At 71.9% G+C, this 15,298-nt stretch carries 10 protein-coding genes; 7 read left to right on the top strand and 3 right to left on the bottom strand.

Going from position 1 to position 15,298, the window contains the following annotated elements:
• The first annotated feature begins 21 nt into the window (after positions 1-21).
• Positions 22-1,728 carry an adenylate/guanylate cyclase domain-containing protein gene (locus tag WMF20_RS39625; protein ID WP_437606932.1) on the top strand — a complete coding sequence of 569 codons (1,707 nt, stop codon included), beginning with the start codon at positions 22-24 and terminating at the stop codon, positions 1,726-1,728.
• Positions 1,729-1,744: 16 nt separating this feature from the next.
• Here the strand turns inward: WMF20_RS39625 and WMF20_RS39630 are convergent, their stop codons facing one another.
• The 3 genes from WMF20_RS39630 to WMF20_RS39640 form a co-directional block, all read right to left on the bottom strand.
• Positions 1,745-3,124, bottom strand: a complete 1,380-nt coding sequence (locus WMF20_RS39630) for a glycoside hydrolase family 16 protein (RefSeq protein ID WP_437606933.1) — start codon at positions 3,122-3,124, stop codon at positions 1,745-1,747.
• 238 nt (positions 3,125-3,362) lie between these two features.
• Positions 3,363-4,358 (bottom strand): phosphotransferase enzyme family protein, encoded by a 996-nt coding sequence (locus WMF20_RS39635; protein ID WP_129579139.1) that lies wholly within the window; start codon positions 4,356-4,358, stop codon positions 3,363-3,365.
• 12 nt (positions 4,359-4,370) lie between these two features.
• A complete protein-coding gene (locus WMF20_RS39640; protein ID WP_437606934.1) occupies positions 4,371-5,717 on the bottom strand; it encodes an MFS transporter in 1,347 nt (448 codons plus the stop codon).
• Positions 5,718-5,729: 12 nt separating this feature from the next.
• Here WMF20_RS39640 and WMF20_RS39645 point away from each other — a divergent pair, with 12 nt between their 5' ends.
• The 6 genes from WMF20_RS39645 (at position 5,730) to WMF20_RS39670 (ending at position 15,034) form a co-directional block, all read left to right on the top strand.
• Entirely contained in the window at positions 5,730-6,554 is an 825-nt protein-coding gene (locus tag WMF20_RS39645; RefSeq protein WP_437606935.1) for a glycosyltransferase family 2 protein, read from the top strand.
• A gap of 24 nt (positions 6,555-6,578) precedes the next feature.
• A complete protein-coding gene (locus tag WMF20_RS39650; protein ID WP_437606936.1) occupies positions 6,579-8,153 on the top strand; it encodes a C45 family autoproteolytic acyltransferase/hydolase in 1,575 nt (524 codons plus the stop codon).
• A gap of 411 nt (positions 8,154-8,564) precedes the next feature.
• On the top strand, positions 8,565-11,180 hold the full coding sequence (locus WMF20_RS39655; protein WP_437606937.1) for a cytochrome c peroxidase: 2,616 nt from the start codon (positions 8,565-8,567) through the stop codon (positions 11,178-11,180).
• 34 nt (positions 11,181-11,214) lie between these two features.
• Complete coding sequence (locus tag WMF20_RS39660) at positions 11,215-11,856, top strand: LolA family protein (RefSeq protein ID WP_129579142.1); 642 nt, start codon at positions 11,215-11,217, stop codon at positions 11,854-11,856.
• Positions 11,857-11,960: 104 nt separating this feature from the next.
• On the top strand, positions 11,961-13,124 hold the full coding sequence (locus WMF20_RS39665; RefSeq protein WP_437606938.1) for an SUMF1/EgtB/PvdO family nonheme iron enzyme: 1,164 nt from the start codon (positions 11,961-11,963) through the stop codon (positions 13,122-13,124).
• A 482-nt stretch (positions 13,125-13,606) separates the two neighbouring features.
• Positions 13,607-15,034: a patatin-like phospholipase family protein gene (locus WMF20_RS39670; protein WP_437606939.1), complete on the top strand. Its 1,428-nt coding sequence runs from the start codon at positions 13,607-13,609 to the stop codon at positions 15,032-15,034.
• Positions 15,035-15,298: the final 264 nt, after the last annotated feature.

Consider the following 15,298-nt stretch of genomic DNA (forward strand, 5'->3'; position numbering starts at 1 on the left):
GCCGAATAGAAATTTGCTTTGATGAAGCCCTTCATGTTCCGCCTCGGCACCGTCCGCGCCAAGCTCACCGTCCTCGTCGCGCTCTCCTCGCTCGCGACCCTCGCGGCCCTCCCCGTGCTGTCCTGGGTGATGCACCGGCAGCTCCTCGCGCAGATCAGCGAGCGCGTCCCGCAGGCGATCCGCAACTTCCGCCTCGAGCTCCGGCAGCAGCAGCGCGCCATCTCGACGAGCGCGCGCCAGGCCTCCCGTACGCGCGAGCTCGTCGACGGCCTCCGGCTCCGCGACGAGGCGGCCGTGGGGACGGCGCTCGAGGCCGTCATCGCCGCTCATCCCAACGTCGCCATCGCCGCTTTCGACGAGCTCGGCGACCTTGTCGCCGCGCGAGGGCTCGACGCGCCGCCGGCGAGCACGGACGAGCTCCCCGGGCTCGCCGAGGGCCTCTCGAACCTCGACGAGATGGAGGACCTCCGGGACGTGCTCGTCCACGGATGCGACGGACAGCAAGGCGCGCCGCCCGCGTACATGGTCGCCCAGCGCGCGAGGAGCGACGCCGGATCGCTGCTCGCCTGCATCCCCATCGACCACACCTACTTCGACGAGGCGGCGACGAAGCTCGGCGTGGAGATCGCGCTCGTCGATCCGTCGGGCAAGAGGATCACGGGCACGGCGCGCTTCCCGACCGGGCTGCTCCACGGCGCCTCCATCGGCGACGAGACCCACCCCACGATCGTCGAGGACGCCAGCTCGCTGTGGGCCCTCTCCCGTTTCGCGCCCCGCTCGCTGCGGGGCAAGGCCGGCGATTTCTCGATCGTCATGGCGCTCGACGTGAGCGACGTCCGGAAGATCGTGCGCCAGAACCTGATGCTCGCGGCCGGCGTGCTCACCCTCGCGGCGCTCGTCTCGCTGATCCTCGGCGCGCGCCTCGCGAGCACGATGTCGCGCGCGCTCTCCCGCGTGAACGTGGCCCTCAAGCAGCTCGAGCAACAGCAGTACGTCCACGTGGAGGGGGTGAAGACCGGCGACGAGCTGGAGGACCTCGCCGCCGGCTTCAACTCGATGGTCGACGGCCTCAAGGAGCGCGACAAGCTCCGCACCACCTTCGGCAAGTACATGACCGAGGCCGTGCTCGAGCACCTGCTCGCCGGCAAAGTGCAGCTCGGCGGCGAGACGCTCACCGTCTCGATCCTCTTCTCCGATATCCGGAGCTTCACGACCATCAGCGAGCGGATGAACGCCCATGAGCTCGTGGGGCTCCTGAACGAGTATTTCACCGAGATGGTGGCCATCATCCTCGACGAGGGCGGGGTCGTCGACAAGTACATCGGCGACGCGATCATGGCGGTGTTCGGCGCGCCCGTCCCCAGGCCCGACGACGCCGTGCGCGCCGTGCGCGCCGCCATCCGCATGCGCGCCGCGCTCGCGCGCTTCAACGAGCGCCTCGCCGAGCGGGGCACCCCGGCGCTCAAGACCGGTGTCGGGATCCACACCGGCGAGGTCGTCGCGGGGAACATCGGCAGCGAAGCGCGGATGGAGTACACGGTCATCGGCGACGCCGTGAACCTCGCCTCGCGCCTGGAGAGCGCGACGAAGGAGCTCGGCGTGAGCGTCCTCCTCAGCGAGGACACGCACCGCCTCGTGAAGGATCGTTTCGACACGCGCCCCATCAGCGAAATCACGGTCAAAGGCCGCGTGCAGCCGGTGATGACCTACGCCGTGGCGGACCTGTGACGGCAGCGCTGGGCCGTCAGAGGCGGATCAGCTCGACGCTATCCATGTGGATGAAGTTGGCCGGGTTGCCGGTGGTGGCCTTCGTGTGGAAGCCGAACTCCAGATAGCCGCCGGTGACATGGATGGCCGGCGTCTCGATCTGCGTCCAGGCCCCGTAGGTCCCGATCGTCGTGTAGGTAGGTGAGCACGAGCCGCACGTCTTCGCCTGGAGCCGGCTGAAATCGTAGCTGCCGCCTTTCTTCACCCACGCTCGGACCTTGTAGTCGCCCGCCGCGAGCCCCGAGCGCGTCTGGTACGTCCACACCTCGAACGGAGAGCCGTTGGTCCAGTGGGTGAGGTGGTAAGAGCCGGACTGCGCGCCGTTGTACGTCTCGCTGAAGCCCGCTGCCCCGGTGCCGTTCGGGCTCCAGTTGGTCCAGCCGGTCATCCCGGACTCGAAGCTCGGGTTGGTGAGCGAGATGCCGCTCGAGCCGCCGCCGCCGCCGCCGCCCTGCTGGTACCAGCGCACCCACTCGACCTCCATGGTCTTCGTGGTGCCCGACGGCAAATCGATGCTCGCGGGGCTCGGGTTGCCGTACCAGTTGCCGCCGATGGCGAGGTTCAAGAGGATGTAGTGGTTCTGCTGGAACTCCGCCTCGTTGTGGTAATACGTGTTGTTGGCCACGACGCTGCCGTCGAGCCTGAAGATCATGCTGCTCGACGACCACTCGACCTCGTAGACGTGGAAGGAGTCGGCGAGGCTCGCGCCGCGGTTCGCCCCGGTCCCCCAGTCCGCCTGTCCATTGTTCCACCAGTGGGTCGCGGACTGCATCCAGGTGGGCTCGGTGGATCTCCATTCGAGGATGTCGATCTCGCCCGAGCGAGGCCACGCGTTGGCGCCGGAGTCGATGTTGGCGCCCAGCGTCCAGAACGCCGGCCACATCCCGTAGCCGGAGGGCACCTTGATGCTCGCGGAGATCTTGCCGTACCGCCGCTCGACCTTGCCCTTCGTGTGGATGCGACCGGAATAGAAGGAGCGCCCACCGTACCCGGTACACTGGGGCGCGGCCGGGTTGTCGCTCGTGCGCTGCGCGGAGATGATCAGCTTGCCATCGCGGACGGCGACGTTCGCGGCGCGCGGGTACTCGAGCTCTCCGGTGCCAAAGTTGCAATTGTTGGTGACCGGATCGTAGTTGCTCGTGAGCACGTTCCAGTTCGCCGTGTTCAGGCTCGAACCATCGAACTCGTCCGACCACACGAGGTTCCACCCCGCGCCGGGGCTGTAGGACACCTCGGCGAGCTCCTGGCTCATCGTGTCCTCCGCGCCTCCTGGCGCGTCGGCCGCCGTGATGCACCCCGCGAGGGCGCCGAGGCAAGCCCAGGTCAGCAGCGCTGCGCAACCGTCTCTCCGATCCATGCGTCCTCCTCTGGTTTCCACGGCGACTCGCGTGCTTCGCTCGTGTCGCTGCGACTTGCAGCGTCCGTGCCGGTCCGTGGAGGTCAACAAATTCAATGGCGACCAACACCGAGGTCGGATCGACGCGGAAACGGGGTCGCGCGCGCGCGCTCGGGTGATCCGGGAGATCACCCCCGGGTGATCTGGGCGATCGCCGGGCGGTGCGGTCGAGGTCCGGGCCGACGGGCGCGGACCCGTGTCACCCGCCCGCGAGCAGCCGCGCGATCTCCCCGCGCTGCCGCCGCGCCGAGCGCGCCAGCGCGAGCTGCCCCGCCGCCCGCTGGAGGTTGTGCGCGACCCGCGTCGGGAACCGCGCCGGGTCCCAGCCGAAGTACCGGTCCTCGAACGCGTCCCGGCAGAACCGCGCCGCGAGCTCCAGCGCGATCCGCTCCACCGCGTCCGCGAGCGCCTCCCGCTCCTCCGCGCCGAACGGCCGCACCGCGCGGTAGCCCGCCGCCGCGGCGGCGAACACCTCCAGATCGAACCGCGCGTCGGTCGCGTCCTCCCCGACCGGGTTGCACCACGATCGCCACGCGTCGCCGAGCTCCACGTCGATCGGCTGCAGCGCGAGCGTGTCCAGATCGAGCAGGCAGATCCCCTCCCCCGCCTCGGAGAAGCGCAGATTCGAGATCTTCAGGTCGCCGTGGCAGTGCCGCAGCGGCAGATCCAGCCGCCCCTGCCACGTGCGCCACGCGTCGAGGATCGCGTCCGCCTGCCGCCTCCCCTCCCCTCCGGTCGCCGCGCCGTCCAGCCGCTCCATGTGCAGCGCGGTGTCGTGCGCGCCGGCGCGCACGTGGCGGTACGCGTGCTCGAGATCGTCCACCGCCCGGTGGAACCGCGCCACGAGCGCCCCCGCCGCGCGCGCCAGCGCGAGCGAGCCGACCCGGTGGTGCGTGCGGCCAGGGACGAAGTCCATCACCCGCCACACCGCGCCCGCGCCGTCCCGCGCCCAGAGCGCGCCGTCCTCCGCGCGCAGCAGCCGCGGCGTCGCGAGGCCCCGGCGCGCCAGGTGCGCGGTCACCGCCTCGATGTCATCGTGGACCTCCGGGGCGAAGATCGGGCTCACCCGCTGCACCACGAACCGCGGCGGGCCACCGCCGGCCAGGCCGGCCAACCACGTTCCGTTGATGAGGCCCTCATCGTCGCAGCGGCCCACCGAGAGACCGCGCAGCGGCGCCCACACGTCCGGGATCATCGACTCGGCAAGCTACCTGCGCTCCGTCCCGTGCCGCAAGGAAAGCGCCTCCGTCTCCGCCGCGGCCTCCGCCGCGCCCTGCCCGCGCACCGCCGCGGCCCGCCGGCGCAGCATCCACTGCGACCCGAGCCACGCGACCACGCCGGCCCCGAGCCCCAGCCACGCCGCCACCCCGGGCACCCCGACCCGCTCGACGAGCACCGCCCCGCCGAGCGACGTCGCGCACAGGCCGACCGTGAGCACCAGGTTGTCGATCGCCGACAGCCGGCCGACGAAGCGGTCCGGCGACAGCCGCTGGATCTCCGCGCTCGACAGCACCCAGTTCGCGCCGCTGCCGAGCCCCCACACGAGCGCCACCGCGATCAGCGCCGCCGCGTGCCCCGTCACCGAGAACGCCGCGATCGCCGCGAACGTCATCCAGGCGGCCCCGGTCGCGGCGAGCTCGCCCCGCAGCCCGCGGCGGACCAGCGCGACGCCGACCAGCGGGCCGACCCCGGTCCCCGCGCCGCGCACGCACTGGAGCACCCCCAGCGTGAGCGCGGCCGTGCCCGCGAACGCGCGCTCCGCCGCGACAAGGTTCAGCAAGAGCAGCGCCCCGCCGTTGGCCAGGTGGACCGGCGTCTTCGCGAGCACCGCGTCGAGCAGCGGCGGCCGATCCCACGCGTGCTTCCACGCGAGCGCGATGTCCCGGCGCACCGACGCGAGCGCCGAGAGCACGCCGCCCTCCGCCGGCCGCCCCTCGGCCACCATCGGCGGCAGCCCCCAGAGGAACAGCGCCGACAGGCCGAACGACGCCGCGTCCAGGGCGAGCGCCGCCGCGGGGCCGAGCGACGCGATCAGGCCGCCGGCCGCCATCCCGACCGCGAACATCACGCTCCACGTCGCCGACGCGATCGCGTTCGCCTCGAGGAGCTCGTCCTCCTCCACCACGTGGCGCAAGACCGCGCTCTGCGCCGGCAGGCGCAGCGCCCCCACCGACGCGCGGGCGAAGACGAGCACCTGCACCGCCACCACGCTGCCCAGCACCGCGGCGCCGAGCATCGCGACCGTGAGCGCGCCCTGCACCACGCTCGTCGCGACCAGCAGCCACCGCCGATCGAGCCGGTCCGCGAGCACGCCCGCCACCGGCGCGAACAGCGCGTTCGGGAGGTGATGCCCGACCATCACCAGCGCGAGCGCCACGACCCCGCCCCCCTCGCCGCCCAGCGCGAGCAAGCTCACGGCGACGAAGCTCATCCAGTCGCCCAGGAGCGAGACGATCTCGCTCAGCCAGACGCGACGGAACTGGGGCCGGCGGCGGAGCAGGCTCGGGCGTGGCGACGCGGACGCAGCGGACGGATCGCGCCTGCCGCTGTTCATCCAGGGCACACCATGGTAATCGCGCTCTGCTTCATGCGGATCTGCGCCATCATTCCCGCCTACCAGGCCGAGCGCAACGTGGGGGACGTCACACGGGAGGCGCTCCGGGTCAACGGCCTGGGCGGCGCGGTCTTCGTCGTGGACGACGGCTCGAGCGACCGCACGGCCGAGCGCGCGCGCGCGGCCGGCGCCACCGTGCTCATCCACCCCGAGAACCAGGGCAAGGGCGCCGCCCTGCGCACCGGGATGGAGCTCGCCCTCGCCGCCGGCTTCGACGTGGCGATCACGATCGACGCCGACGGCCAGCACCCGCCCGAGGAGGCGCGGCGCCTCATCGAGGCCGACGCCGATCCCGAGGCGCTGGTCCTCGGCATCCGGGATCTCGCGTCGGCCGGCGCGCCGCGCGCCAACCAGATCTCGAACCGCATCTCGAACTTCTTCCTCTCGCTCTTCGCCGGCCGCCCCTTCGCCGACACGCAGTGCGGCCTGCGCCGCTACCCGCTCCGGACGACGCTGTCGCTCGGCGCGCGCGACGACGGCTACGCCTTCGAGGCGGAGATCCTCCTGCGCGCCGTCGCCGCCGATGTCCGCATCGTCGAGGTGCCGACCCGGGTCATCTACCCGCCCGAGGAGGAGCGGCTCACCCACTTCGACAGCGTGCGCGATCCGGCGCGGATCGTGGGCCGCGTGGTGGCGACGCTCGCGCTCACGCGCGGCCTCCGCCACGTGCCCGCCGCGCCGACGCCGCCCGCGGCCGCGCGCCGCTCCGCCGTGGCGAGCGCCCTCGCCGCCGAGATCGACCCCCACCCGTCGCAGCCGACGGCCGCGCCTCCCTGACCCGGGGCCAGCGCTCTGGAACGCGTGACGGACCCAGCCGGCTCCAGCGCGGCCCCCGCCGCCACCGCGGCCCCCGCCGCCAGCGCGACCGCGCCCCCACGCCCCTCGCGCCTCGCCCGCCACCGCCGCAAGCTCATCGCCGCCGCCGCGCTCCTCGCCGCGCCGGTCCTCGCCCACCTCGGCATCGCCGCCGCGACGCGGATCGAGCCGCCGCCGATCCGCGCCGCCTCCGGCGAGCCCGCCGCAGGTCCCGCGGGCCTGCGCGTGCTCGGCCCCGCCTACGCGCGCCGCCGCGGCCGCATCCTCGAGGCGCGCCTCGCCGGGACGCCCGAGGAGATCGGCCACCAGCACGGCCGGCTCTTCTACCCGGAGATGGTCCAGAACGAGGGCACCCTCTACGAGCAGTTCCGCCGCTACGTGCCCGTCGCCCCGCTCCGGTGGCTCATCATGGACCTCTCGCGCCTCGAGTTCCGCGGCGTCGACGAGGGCATGAGCGACGGCGCGCGGCGCGAGATCGCCGCCCAGGCCCGCGCCTTCTCGCCCGACCCGTTCGACGGCGTCCTCCCCACCTACCACCGCTTCGTCTTCCTCCAGTCGCTCTACGACATCGCGCTCTCGTTCGAGCACTCCCCGCTCATCGGCTGCACGAGCTTCGCCCTCACCGGGGCCGCGTCGGCGGGCGGGCACGCGGTGCTCGCCCGCAACTTCGACTTCGAGGCCGGGCCCGTCTTCGACGAGGGCAAGGCGGTGTTCCTCGTCCACGAGCAGGGCAAGATCCCGTACGCCTCGGTGGCCTGGCCCGGCCTCGTCGGCGCGGTGACCGGGATGAACGCCGCCGGCCTCGCCCTCGTCGTCCACGGCGGGCGCGCCGGCGAGCCGCGCGCCGCCGGCGAGCCGGTCGTGCACACGATGCGCGAGGTGCTCGGCCGCGCGCGCGGCGTCGACGAGGCGCTCGCGCTCCTCGAGGCGCGCGCCCCGATGGTCTCCCACCTCGTGATGCTCGTCGACGCGGCCGGCGAGGTCGCGATCGCCGAGCGGGCGCCCGGCGCGAAGCTCCACGCGCGCCGCGGCCGCGGCAAGGTCCCGCTCACCAACCACTTCGAGGGGCCGCTCGCCGGCGACCCGCGCAACCTCCGCGTCCAGGCCGAGACCTCGACCCGCGCGCGCCGCCGCCGCCTCGACGAGCGGCTCGCGGCGCTGCCCGAGGGCGCGACCGTCGAGGCCGCCGTCGATGTCCTGCGCGACCGGCGCGGCCCCGGCGGCGCGCCGCTGCCGCTCGGCGACCGGCGCGCGATCGACGCCCTCATCGCGACGCACGCGGTCGTCATGGACGCGACGGCGCGCGTCCTCTGGGTCAGCGAGGGCCCCCACCTCGCCGGCCGCTTCCTGCGCTTCGACCTGGCGCGGCTGCTCGACCCGGCGTTCGACCCCGCCCTCGACACCGCCGAGCCGGTCGCCCTGCCCGAGGATCCGCTGCTCACGAGCGGCGACTACGCCGCCTGGGAGCGCGCCGGCTCGCCCCACGCGGGCGGCGAGCTCGGCAGCGACGCCCCCGGCCCCTCCGCCGCGGACCGCGAGCGCGACCCGGGCGATCCCTGAAAGCACGACCGCGTCGCTCGTCGGGCGCGGCGGCCGCGACGCTCCTTAAATAACCAACGATCTTCACCCAACGACAAACAACTTAACGAAGCAACCTCCCTTGCCCGATCGCCACAGCCCCACGCCGCCCCCCGCGCCCGCGCAACAGCGCTGCGTCCGGGCCGTGTCCATCCCATGGCGGGCTGGACGGCGCTCCGTCCGGGTCGCGCCGTCCTGCGGCGAACGCCGTCGACGCGCCGCTTCCGTCCTCTCCGCGGCGCGCCTGAGACATGGCCGAGCCCGGCGCGCAACTGTTTCGCCGCAGTTTCACAGGGCCCCTCTCCCACGCCCGTACACCGGGGCTAGGACACCTCTCGTCCGGCGGTCCCGTACCGCGAGATTGCCTAGCGGGAGCTTCCGTCCGACAATGCGATGCGGGGCGCAAGGTCGCCGCAGCGGAGCGGCGACCGGGTCGACCAGACCATGACGGACATCAACCTGATCAACACCACCCTCGATCAACGGTACCTCATCCTCGGGCTGCTCGGCGAGGGCGGGATGGGGGCAGTCTACGAGGCACGGCACCTCGGCACCGGCCGCCGCGTCGCCGTCAAGGTGATCACCAGCAAGCTCGCGCAGGACGACGCGGTGATGGCCCGCTTCGAGCGCGAGGCCAGGGCCGCCGGCGCGATCGAGAGCGAGCACATCGCCAGCGTGCTCGATAGCGGCAGGGACCGGGCCACCGGCCTGCCCTTCCTCGTGATGGAGCTCCTCTCGGGGGAGGACGTCGACCAGCTGCTCCGGCGGCTCGGCCCCCTGTCGCCCGAGCTCGCGCTCTGCATCGTGGCCCAGGCGTGCATGGGCCTCATCAAGGCGCACGACGCGCGCGTCCTCCACCGCGACATCAAGCCCGCCAACCTGTTCCTGACCCGGCGCGACGGGGGGGATTACTCGGTCAAGCTCCTCGACTTCGGCGTCGCCAAGATCCAGGCCGACGACAGCTTCGAGTCCCACCAGGAGCTCACGGCCACGAGCAACCTGATCGGCTCGCCCATCTACATGTCGCCCGAGCAGGCGCGCAACATGAAGGACGTCGACGGCCGGACCGACCTCTGGTCGCTCGGCATCGTCCTCTTCAAGATGCTCGCCGGCCGCACCCCCTACCGGAACTCGCGCGGGCTGGGCGAGCTCATCGTCGCGATCTGTTCGGTGCCGGCGCCGCCCATCCAGAGCCTGGCGCCCTGGGTCCCCTACGAGGTCGGCGAGATCGTCCATCGCGCGCTCCAGATCGACAGGAACCTGCGCTTCCAGAGCGCGGAGGAGATGCTCGAGGAGTGCCGGATCCTCCTGCCGCACGGCTTCTCGATCCGGGAGGACATGCTGCAGCCGCTGCCCGAGTCGGTGCAGGCCGACATGCCGCCGCCCTCGCGCTCGGCGCACCCCGAGGCGCCGACGCGGCGCCCGCCGACGCCCGTCCACACCTCCCGCACGCCCGCGCCCGGGAGCGCGTCCCGCGGCTGGCCGGACAACGGCGATCACCCGACGCGGCGCCCGCCCACCCCCGTGGCCACGCCCCGCAGCTGGCAGGACCACGGCGATCACGCGACCCGCCGCCCGCCCACGCCCGTGGCCACGCCCCGCAGCTGGCCCGAGCACGTCACGGCGTTCTCGCAGAGCGGCCAAGGCCACCTGAGCCAGAGCGGCCAGCACCTGAGCCAGAGCGGCCAGCACCTCGGCCAGAGCGGCCAGCACCCGAGCCACAGCAGCCCCGTCATCCGCGGGCTGCCGGACGGGCCGCCCTCGTCGAGGACGGTCGCGGGCACGTCCGTGCCGTTCCAGAAGACGATCATCGTGGCGGGCGAGCCGCCGCCCGCGGCCGCGCGCCCCCGCAGCAAGGCGGCCCCGCTCGTGGCGGCGGCGGCGCTGGTCGCCGCGACGGGCGCCGGCGTCGGCGCCTGGCTCGTGCAGAAGACGACGGCGGCCGCGCCCTCCACCGCGGCCGGCGCCGCGCCGGCCGCGCCCGTGGCCCCGGCCGGGACCGCGGCCGCGCCGGGGGCGACCGCGTCGGCCCCGGCCGAGCCGGCCGTGCAGATCGATCCGGAGCGGCTCGCGAGCTTCAACCCGCTGCCGGCGGTCGTCACGTCCTCGAACAACCCGCTCACGGACGAGAAGATCCACCTCGGCCGGATGCTCTTCTACGACACGCGGCTCTCGAAGAACCACGACCTGTCGTGCAACTCGTGCCACCCGCTCGACCGCTACGGCGCCGACGGCTCGAAGGTCTCGATCGGGCACGCCCACCAGAGCGGCCGCCGCAACACGCCGAGCGTCTACAACTCGGCGGGGTTCTTCTCGCTCATGTGGGACGGGCGCTTCGACAGCGTCGAGGATCAGGCCAACGGGCCGATGATGAACCCGAGCGAGATGGCGATGACGCCGGTGCGGCTCGAGGCGACGCTGCGCTCGATCCCCGACTACGTGAAGGCGTTCGGCAGGGCGTTCCCGAACGACCCGTGGCCCGTGACCGTCGGCAACACGGCGAAGGCGATCGGCGCGTTCGAGCGCAAGCTGTTCACGCGCGGGCGGTGGGATCAGTTCCTCGAGGGGGAGCGCGACGCGCTGACCAACGCCGAGAAGGAGGGGTTCAACACCTTCGTCGAGGTCGGCTGCGTGACGTGCCACTTCGGCCCGCACGTCGGGGCGACGATGTTCCAGAAGCTCGGCCTGGTGCGGTCGTGGCCCGACACGATGGACCGCGGCGTCTTCGAGATCACGAAGAAGCAGGCGGATTTCATGGTCTTCCGGGTGCCGACCTTGCGCAACGTGGCCGCGACGGCGCCGTACTTCCACGACGGGTCCATCTCGTCGCTGGAGGAGGCGGTGCGGCTCATGGCGAAGCACCAGCTCGGCAAGGATCTGGCCGAGGCCCAGGTCCATCAGATCGTGGTCTGGCTCAAGTCGCTGACGGGCGAGCTCCCGAAGGAGTACATCGCGAAGCCGGCGCTGCCGGAGAGCGGGCCCAACACGCCGAAGCCGGTTGCAGACTGAGCGCGGCGTGCCCGTCTGAAGGAAGAGGACGAGGATGCAGCGACGATCTTTCCTGATGGGCCTCGCGGCGTGCGGCGGCGCGCTCTCGCTCGCCGGCCGCGCGCGCGCGGACGAGGTGGGCGACGCGCTCGCCGAGATCACGAGGGCGCGCGCGTCGGTGAAGACGCTGGTCGCGCCGTTCACGCAGGAGCGGAGCATCGGGCTGCTCGCGACGGCGGTGAAGAGCGACGGGGAGATGACGCTGGTCCTGCCGGACCGGCTCCGCTGGGAGCTCAAGCCGCCGGACGCGATCACCTACTGGATCACGCCCGAGGGGTTCGGCTTCGCGACGCCGAAGGGCGCGGCGGGCGCGGGGCGGGGGGCGGCGGGGCGCTTCGGCGCGGTGCTCTCGGACCTGCTCGTGCTGCTCGGCGGCGACCTCGCGAAGCTCAGGGCGCGCTACGACCTCTCGATCCCGAGCCGCGCGGACGGGATCACGCTGGCGGCGCGGCCGCGGGCCGAGGAGGTCGCGAAGCACGTGCGCAGCCTCGAGATGACGTCGGGGCCGGAGCTGTGGTCGGTGCGGCGGGTGGTCATCGAGGAGAAGAACGGCGACCGGAGCGTCATCGCGTTCGGCAAGGTGGCGCGGGACGCGGTCGTGGACCCGGCGCGGATGAGGGCGCCGAAGCAGGGCTGAGCGGGCGCGCCGGCGAGGAGGAGCCCGCGGCGCGGCCGGGCGCGGCGTCGCTCCGGGGCGCGACGCCTGGCCCTCTCGCCGCGATCTCGACTATGACGCCCGGCATGCGACGCCTCCTCCTCTCCCTCCCCGCCCTGACGCTCGCCGCGGCCTGCTCCGGCGCTCCGCCTGAGCCCGCCCAGACGCCGGCCGCCCCGCGCGCGCACGACGACCGCCCGCCCGCGGCCGCTCCGTCCCCCGCCGGGCCCGCGGCCTCGACGCCGCCGGCCGCAGAGCCCGGCGCGCCCGCCGCCGAGGCCGGGACGACCGGCGGGGAGACCGCCGCCGCGGAGGAGCAGGCGTGCCCGGCCGACATGAAGCTCGTCGAGGGCGAGTACTGCTCCGAGGTCGAGCACAGCTGCCTCCGCAGCTGGTACGACAAGTCGAACAAGAAGACGATCTGCGAGGAGTTCGCCCCCACCCCCGGCCGCTGCGTCGGCGACAAGACGAAGAAGCGGTATTGCATCGACACGTACGAGTGGCCGAACAAGAAGGGGGAGCGGCCCGAGGTGATGAACCGGTTCCACCAGGCGCAGGTCAAGTGCGCCGCCGTCGGCAAACGGCTCTGCACCGAGTCGGAGTGGACGCTCGCCTGCGAGGGGCCGGAGCTGAAGCCGTTTCCCTACGGCTACTCGCGCGACGCGACGAAGTGCAACGGCGACCACCTCTGGGACGATCCCGACATGAAGAAGGTGGCGAAGCGCGACCCGGGCGAGCTGGCGCGCCTCTGGAAAGGGGTGCGGAGCGGGTCGCAGCCGCAGTGCATCAGCGATTATGGCGTCGCCGATCTGCCCGCGAACACCGATGAGGTCGTGGCGAGCGAGACGACCGGCGGCTGGCGCGGCAAGTTCGACAGCGTCCACACCGGCGGCCCCTGGTACAAGGGCGTGCGCAACCAGTGCCGGCCGAAGATCTACACGCACGACGAGGGGTTCTATTATTACTTCCTGAGCTTCCGCTGCTGCGCCGAGCCCGACGGCAAGACCACCGACCCGCGGACGCCGCGCCAGATCCAGGAAGGGTGGAACATGGACCGGGTCGAGCGGCTCGCGCAGTTCACGGTGGAGCAGATGCGCGGCAAGCTCGAGCTCAAGCAGCAGGGCAAGTGCGAGTGCAAGGCGACGGACATCCTGTGCAAGACGATGTGCGGGACGCTGCTCGGGCCCAACGCCGTGGACGCGACGCCGGGCGGCGGCGCGCCGCCGGCGACGGGCGGCGAGAAGCGGTGAGATTGTCTGACGCACGGACCTAGCCTAGTTCCGCGTGTCAGACATCCCGCCAGAAAAACCGGTCGATAACGAGCGGTCGCCAGAGCCAGCAGAGATCTTCAAAGTTTCCGCCTGTTTCGCCGCCGAGGGCGGCTCCGGTGCGGCCCAACGGGACGCAGGACCGGGGCCGGGCCCCGGCCGAGACGTTCTCCGTACGCACAGCGCAGATCCCGCGGAGCTGCCAGAGTTCGGCGCAGACGAGCAAAGGCGTAAATCGACGGATTCACCTCCGTGAAGCACGCCCGCGCGCCCCTCTCGCCGAGGCGATCTGCCGGGCACGAACGAGAGCGCGGACTCGAAGGAGTCATGGCGTCGCTACCACAGCCACCCTCACCGTGGTAGCTTTTGCAGTGGGGCCCACGCCGCCTCCTCTGGGGCGTGGGGCCTGGCTTTTGCTCGGCGTGGAGCGATCGCAAGCGATGGCAGGGGGGAGGTAGAACGTCGTGTCAGAGCAGCACCAAACGACCCAATTCAAAATCCAGCCATTCCAGAAGGTAAAACGGCCCAAAGCTCCGATCGCCATCGTGTTGACCGGCGCGGGGGCTCGCGGCGCATACGAGGCCGGCTTCGTTTCCAGGCTGCTGCCCGAGCTCGAAACTCGACCGACCATCCTCATCGGCACCAGCGCCGGCGCCATCAACGCAGCCCTGCTCGCGTCGCTGGCCGCCAGGACCCCGGAGGAGGCCAGCCGCGAGCTCGTGGAGCGCTGGCAACGCATCCACAAAGAGATGGTCCTCGGCCCTGTCGTGCCCTCCTTGCTCAGCGCCGGCGCAAAGTACCTCGCCGGCTTGCTGTACGGCACGAACGGCCCCACGAGCTTGCTCGACACGAGACCGCTGCGGGCCAACCTCGAGAACCCGACCCTGGTCGACTGGGATGTCATCCACGACAACCTGCAAGTCAGCCCCAAGGACTGCGAAGGCGACGGGACGGTGGACGGCAACGAGCTCAGCGACAACCCGCAAGGCAGCTCCAAGGACTGCAAGAGAGACAGGTCGGTGGACCGCAAACGGGCCAAGGTCGATGTGCTCGCGGTCGCCACGACCGAGTCCGGGTCGGGGCGAACCAAGATATTCTACCAGATGGGCGCCAACAGTTGCGCGAGAATACCGAAGAACGACGAGGATCGGGCGATCGAATACATCCCCACCCGGCTGTCCCCGGAGCACGTGCTGGCGTCGGCCGCGATCCCGGTCCTGTTCCCTCCGATCCGGATCGGCTCGCAGGCTCGCGGCCGCTTCTACGTCGACGGTGGCGTGCGCCTCAACGCACCGCTGCAGCCCGCGATCGATTTCGGCGCCGAGGCCATCATCGTGATCTCGACGGATTCACGGCGATATGGGGCGTCCGCAGCGGTGAACATCAACGAGTGGCCGTCGCTGCAGGATCACGTATTGCAGGTGATGCGCGTGATCACCTCCGATCGCATGATCGAGGAGGTTCACAAGCAGGTGGAAGTGAACGCCGATTTCCTGCAGAAGCAGGAGGGCGAAACGAAGGAGTGCAGCCCCCCCTGCATCCCCATCATCTTCGGCGGCCCATCAGGGCAAGAAGCCGTCGGTTCCGTGGCGGCGAGAGCCCTGGAGGACATCCTGCGTGGCACGCGCAAGCTGCAGCATCGCGACCTATGGCTCCTTTACGTGCTCACCTCCGTGAGCCCGTACAGCCGTCCCGATGTGCTCAGCTATGTGCTGTTCAACCCACTGTTCATCAGTGCCGCGATACGGGCGGGCATCCAGGACGCCGATGCGCTCATCGAAGACGCCAAGACGTTCGGCGAAGGCGACGATACGGAGGAAAAGCTTTGGAACGTGCTGCAGAAGAGGCAGCACGAGAAGATGGTCCGTGTGGAGTCATGCAAGGTGCGTTAGTCGCCTGCACTGCATGGTTGAATCCGCTACACATCGCCCGGATCGCCTGCTGCGTCGCGCGGTGAGGCCGCCGGACGGCCGTCCGCCGCCCTCCCGTGCTCGCCCTCGGGCACCGCCTCGGCGCTCGCGCTCGGCGCGCGCCAGACCGACGACGCGGGGCATGCGCCCCACCGTGCTCCTCTGGGACATCGACTCTCGGGGCGGAGCCCCGAGGAAATGAAGCCAGGTCCGCCCGCGCGAGGCCGCCGCGAAGCGGCGCCGAAG

The sequence above is a fragment of the Sorangium sp. So ce834 genome, assembly GCF_051521425.1.
Classification (GTDB): Bacteria; Myxococcota_A; Polyangia; order Polyangiales; family Polyangiaceae; genus Sorangium; species Sorangium cellulosum_D.

What these genes read in the sequence shown, in the direction of transcription:
- WMF20_RS39625 (WP_437606932.1), top strand. Translation starts at nt 22, where the DNA reads ATGAAGCCCTTCATGTTCCGCCTCGGCACCGTCCGCGCCAAGCTCACC.
- WMF20_RS39630 (WP_437606933.1), bottom strand. Translation starts at nt 3,124, where the DNA reads ATGGATCGGAGAGACGGTTGCGCAGCGCTGCTGACCTGGGCTTGCCTC.
- WMF20_RS39635 (WP_129579139.1), bottom strand. Translation starts at nt 4,358, where the DNA reads ATGATCCCGGACGTGTGGGCGCCGCTGCGCGGTCTCTCGGTGGGCCGC.
- WMF20_RS39640 (WP_437606934.1), bottom strand. Translation starts at nt 5,717, where the DNA reads ATGAACAGCGGCAGGCGCGATCCGTCCGCTGCGTCCGCGTCGCCACGC.
- WMF20_RS39645 (WP_437606935.1), top strand. Translation starts at nt 5,730, where the DNA reads ATGGTAATCGCGCTCTGCTTCATGCGGATCTGCGCCATCATTCCCGCC.
- WMF20_RS39655 (WP_437606937.1), top strand. Translation starts at nt 8,565, where the DNA reads ATGCGGGGCGCAAGGTCGCCGCAGCGGAGCGGCGACCGGGTCGACCAG.
- WMF20_RS39660 (WP_129579142.1), top strand. Translation starts at nt 11,215, where the DNA reads ATGCAGCGACGATCTTTCCTGATGGGCCTCGCGGCGTGCGGCGGCGCG.
- WMF20_RS39665 (WP_437606938.1), top strand. Translation starts at nt 11,961, where the DNA reads ATGCGACGCCTCCTCCTCTCCCTCCCCGCCCTGACGCTCGCCGCGGCC.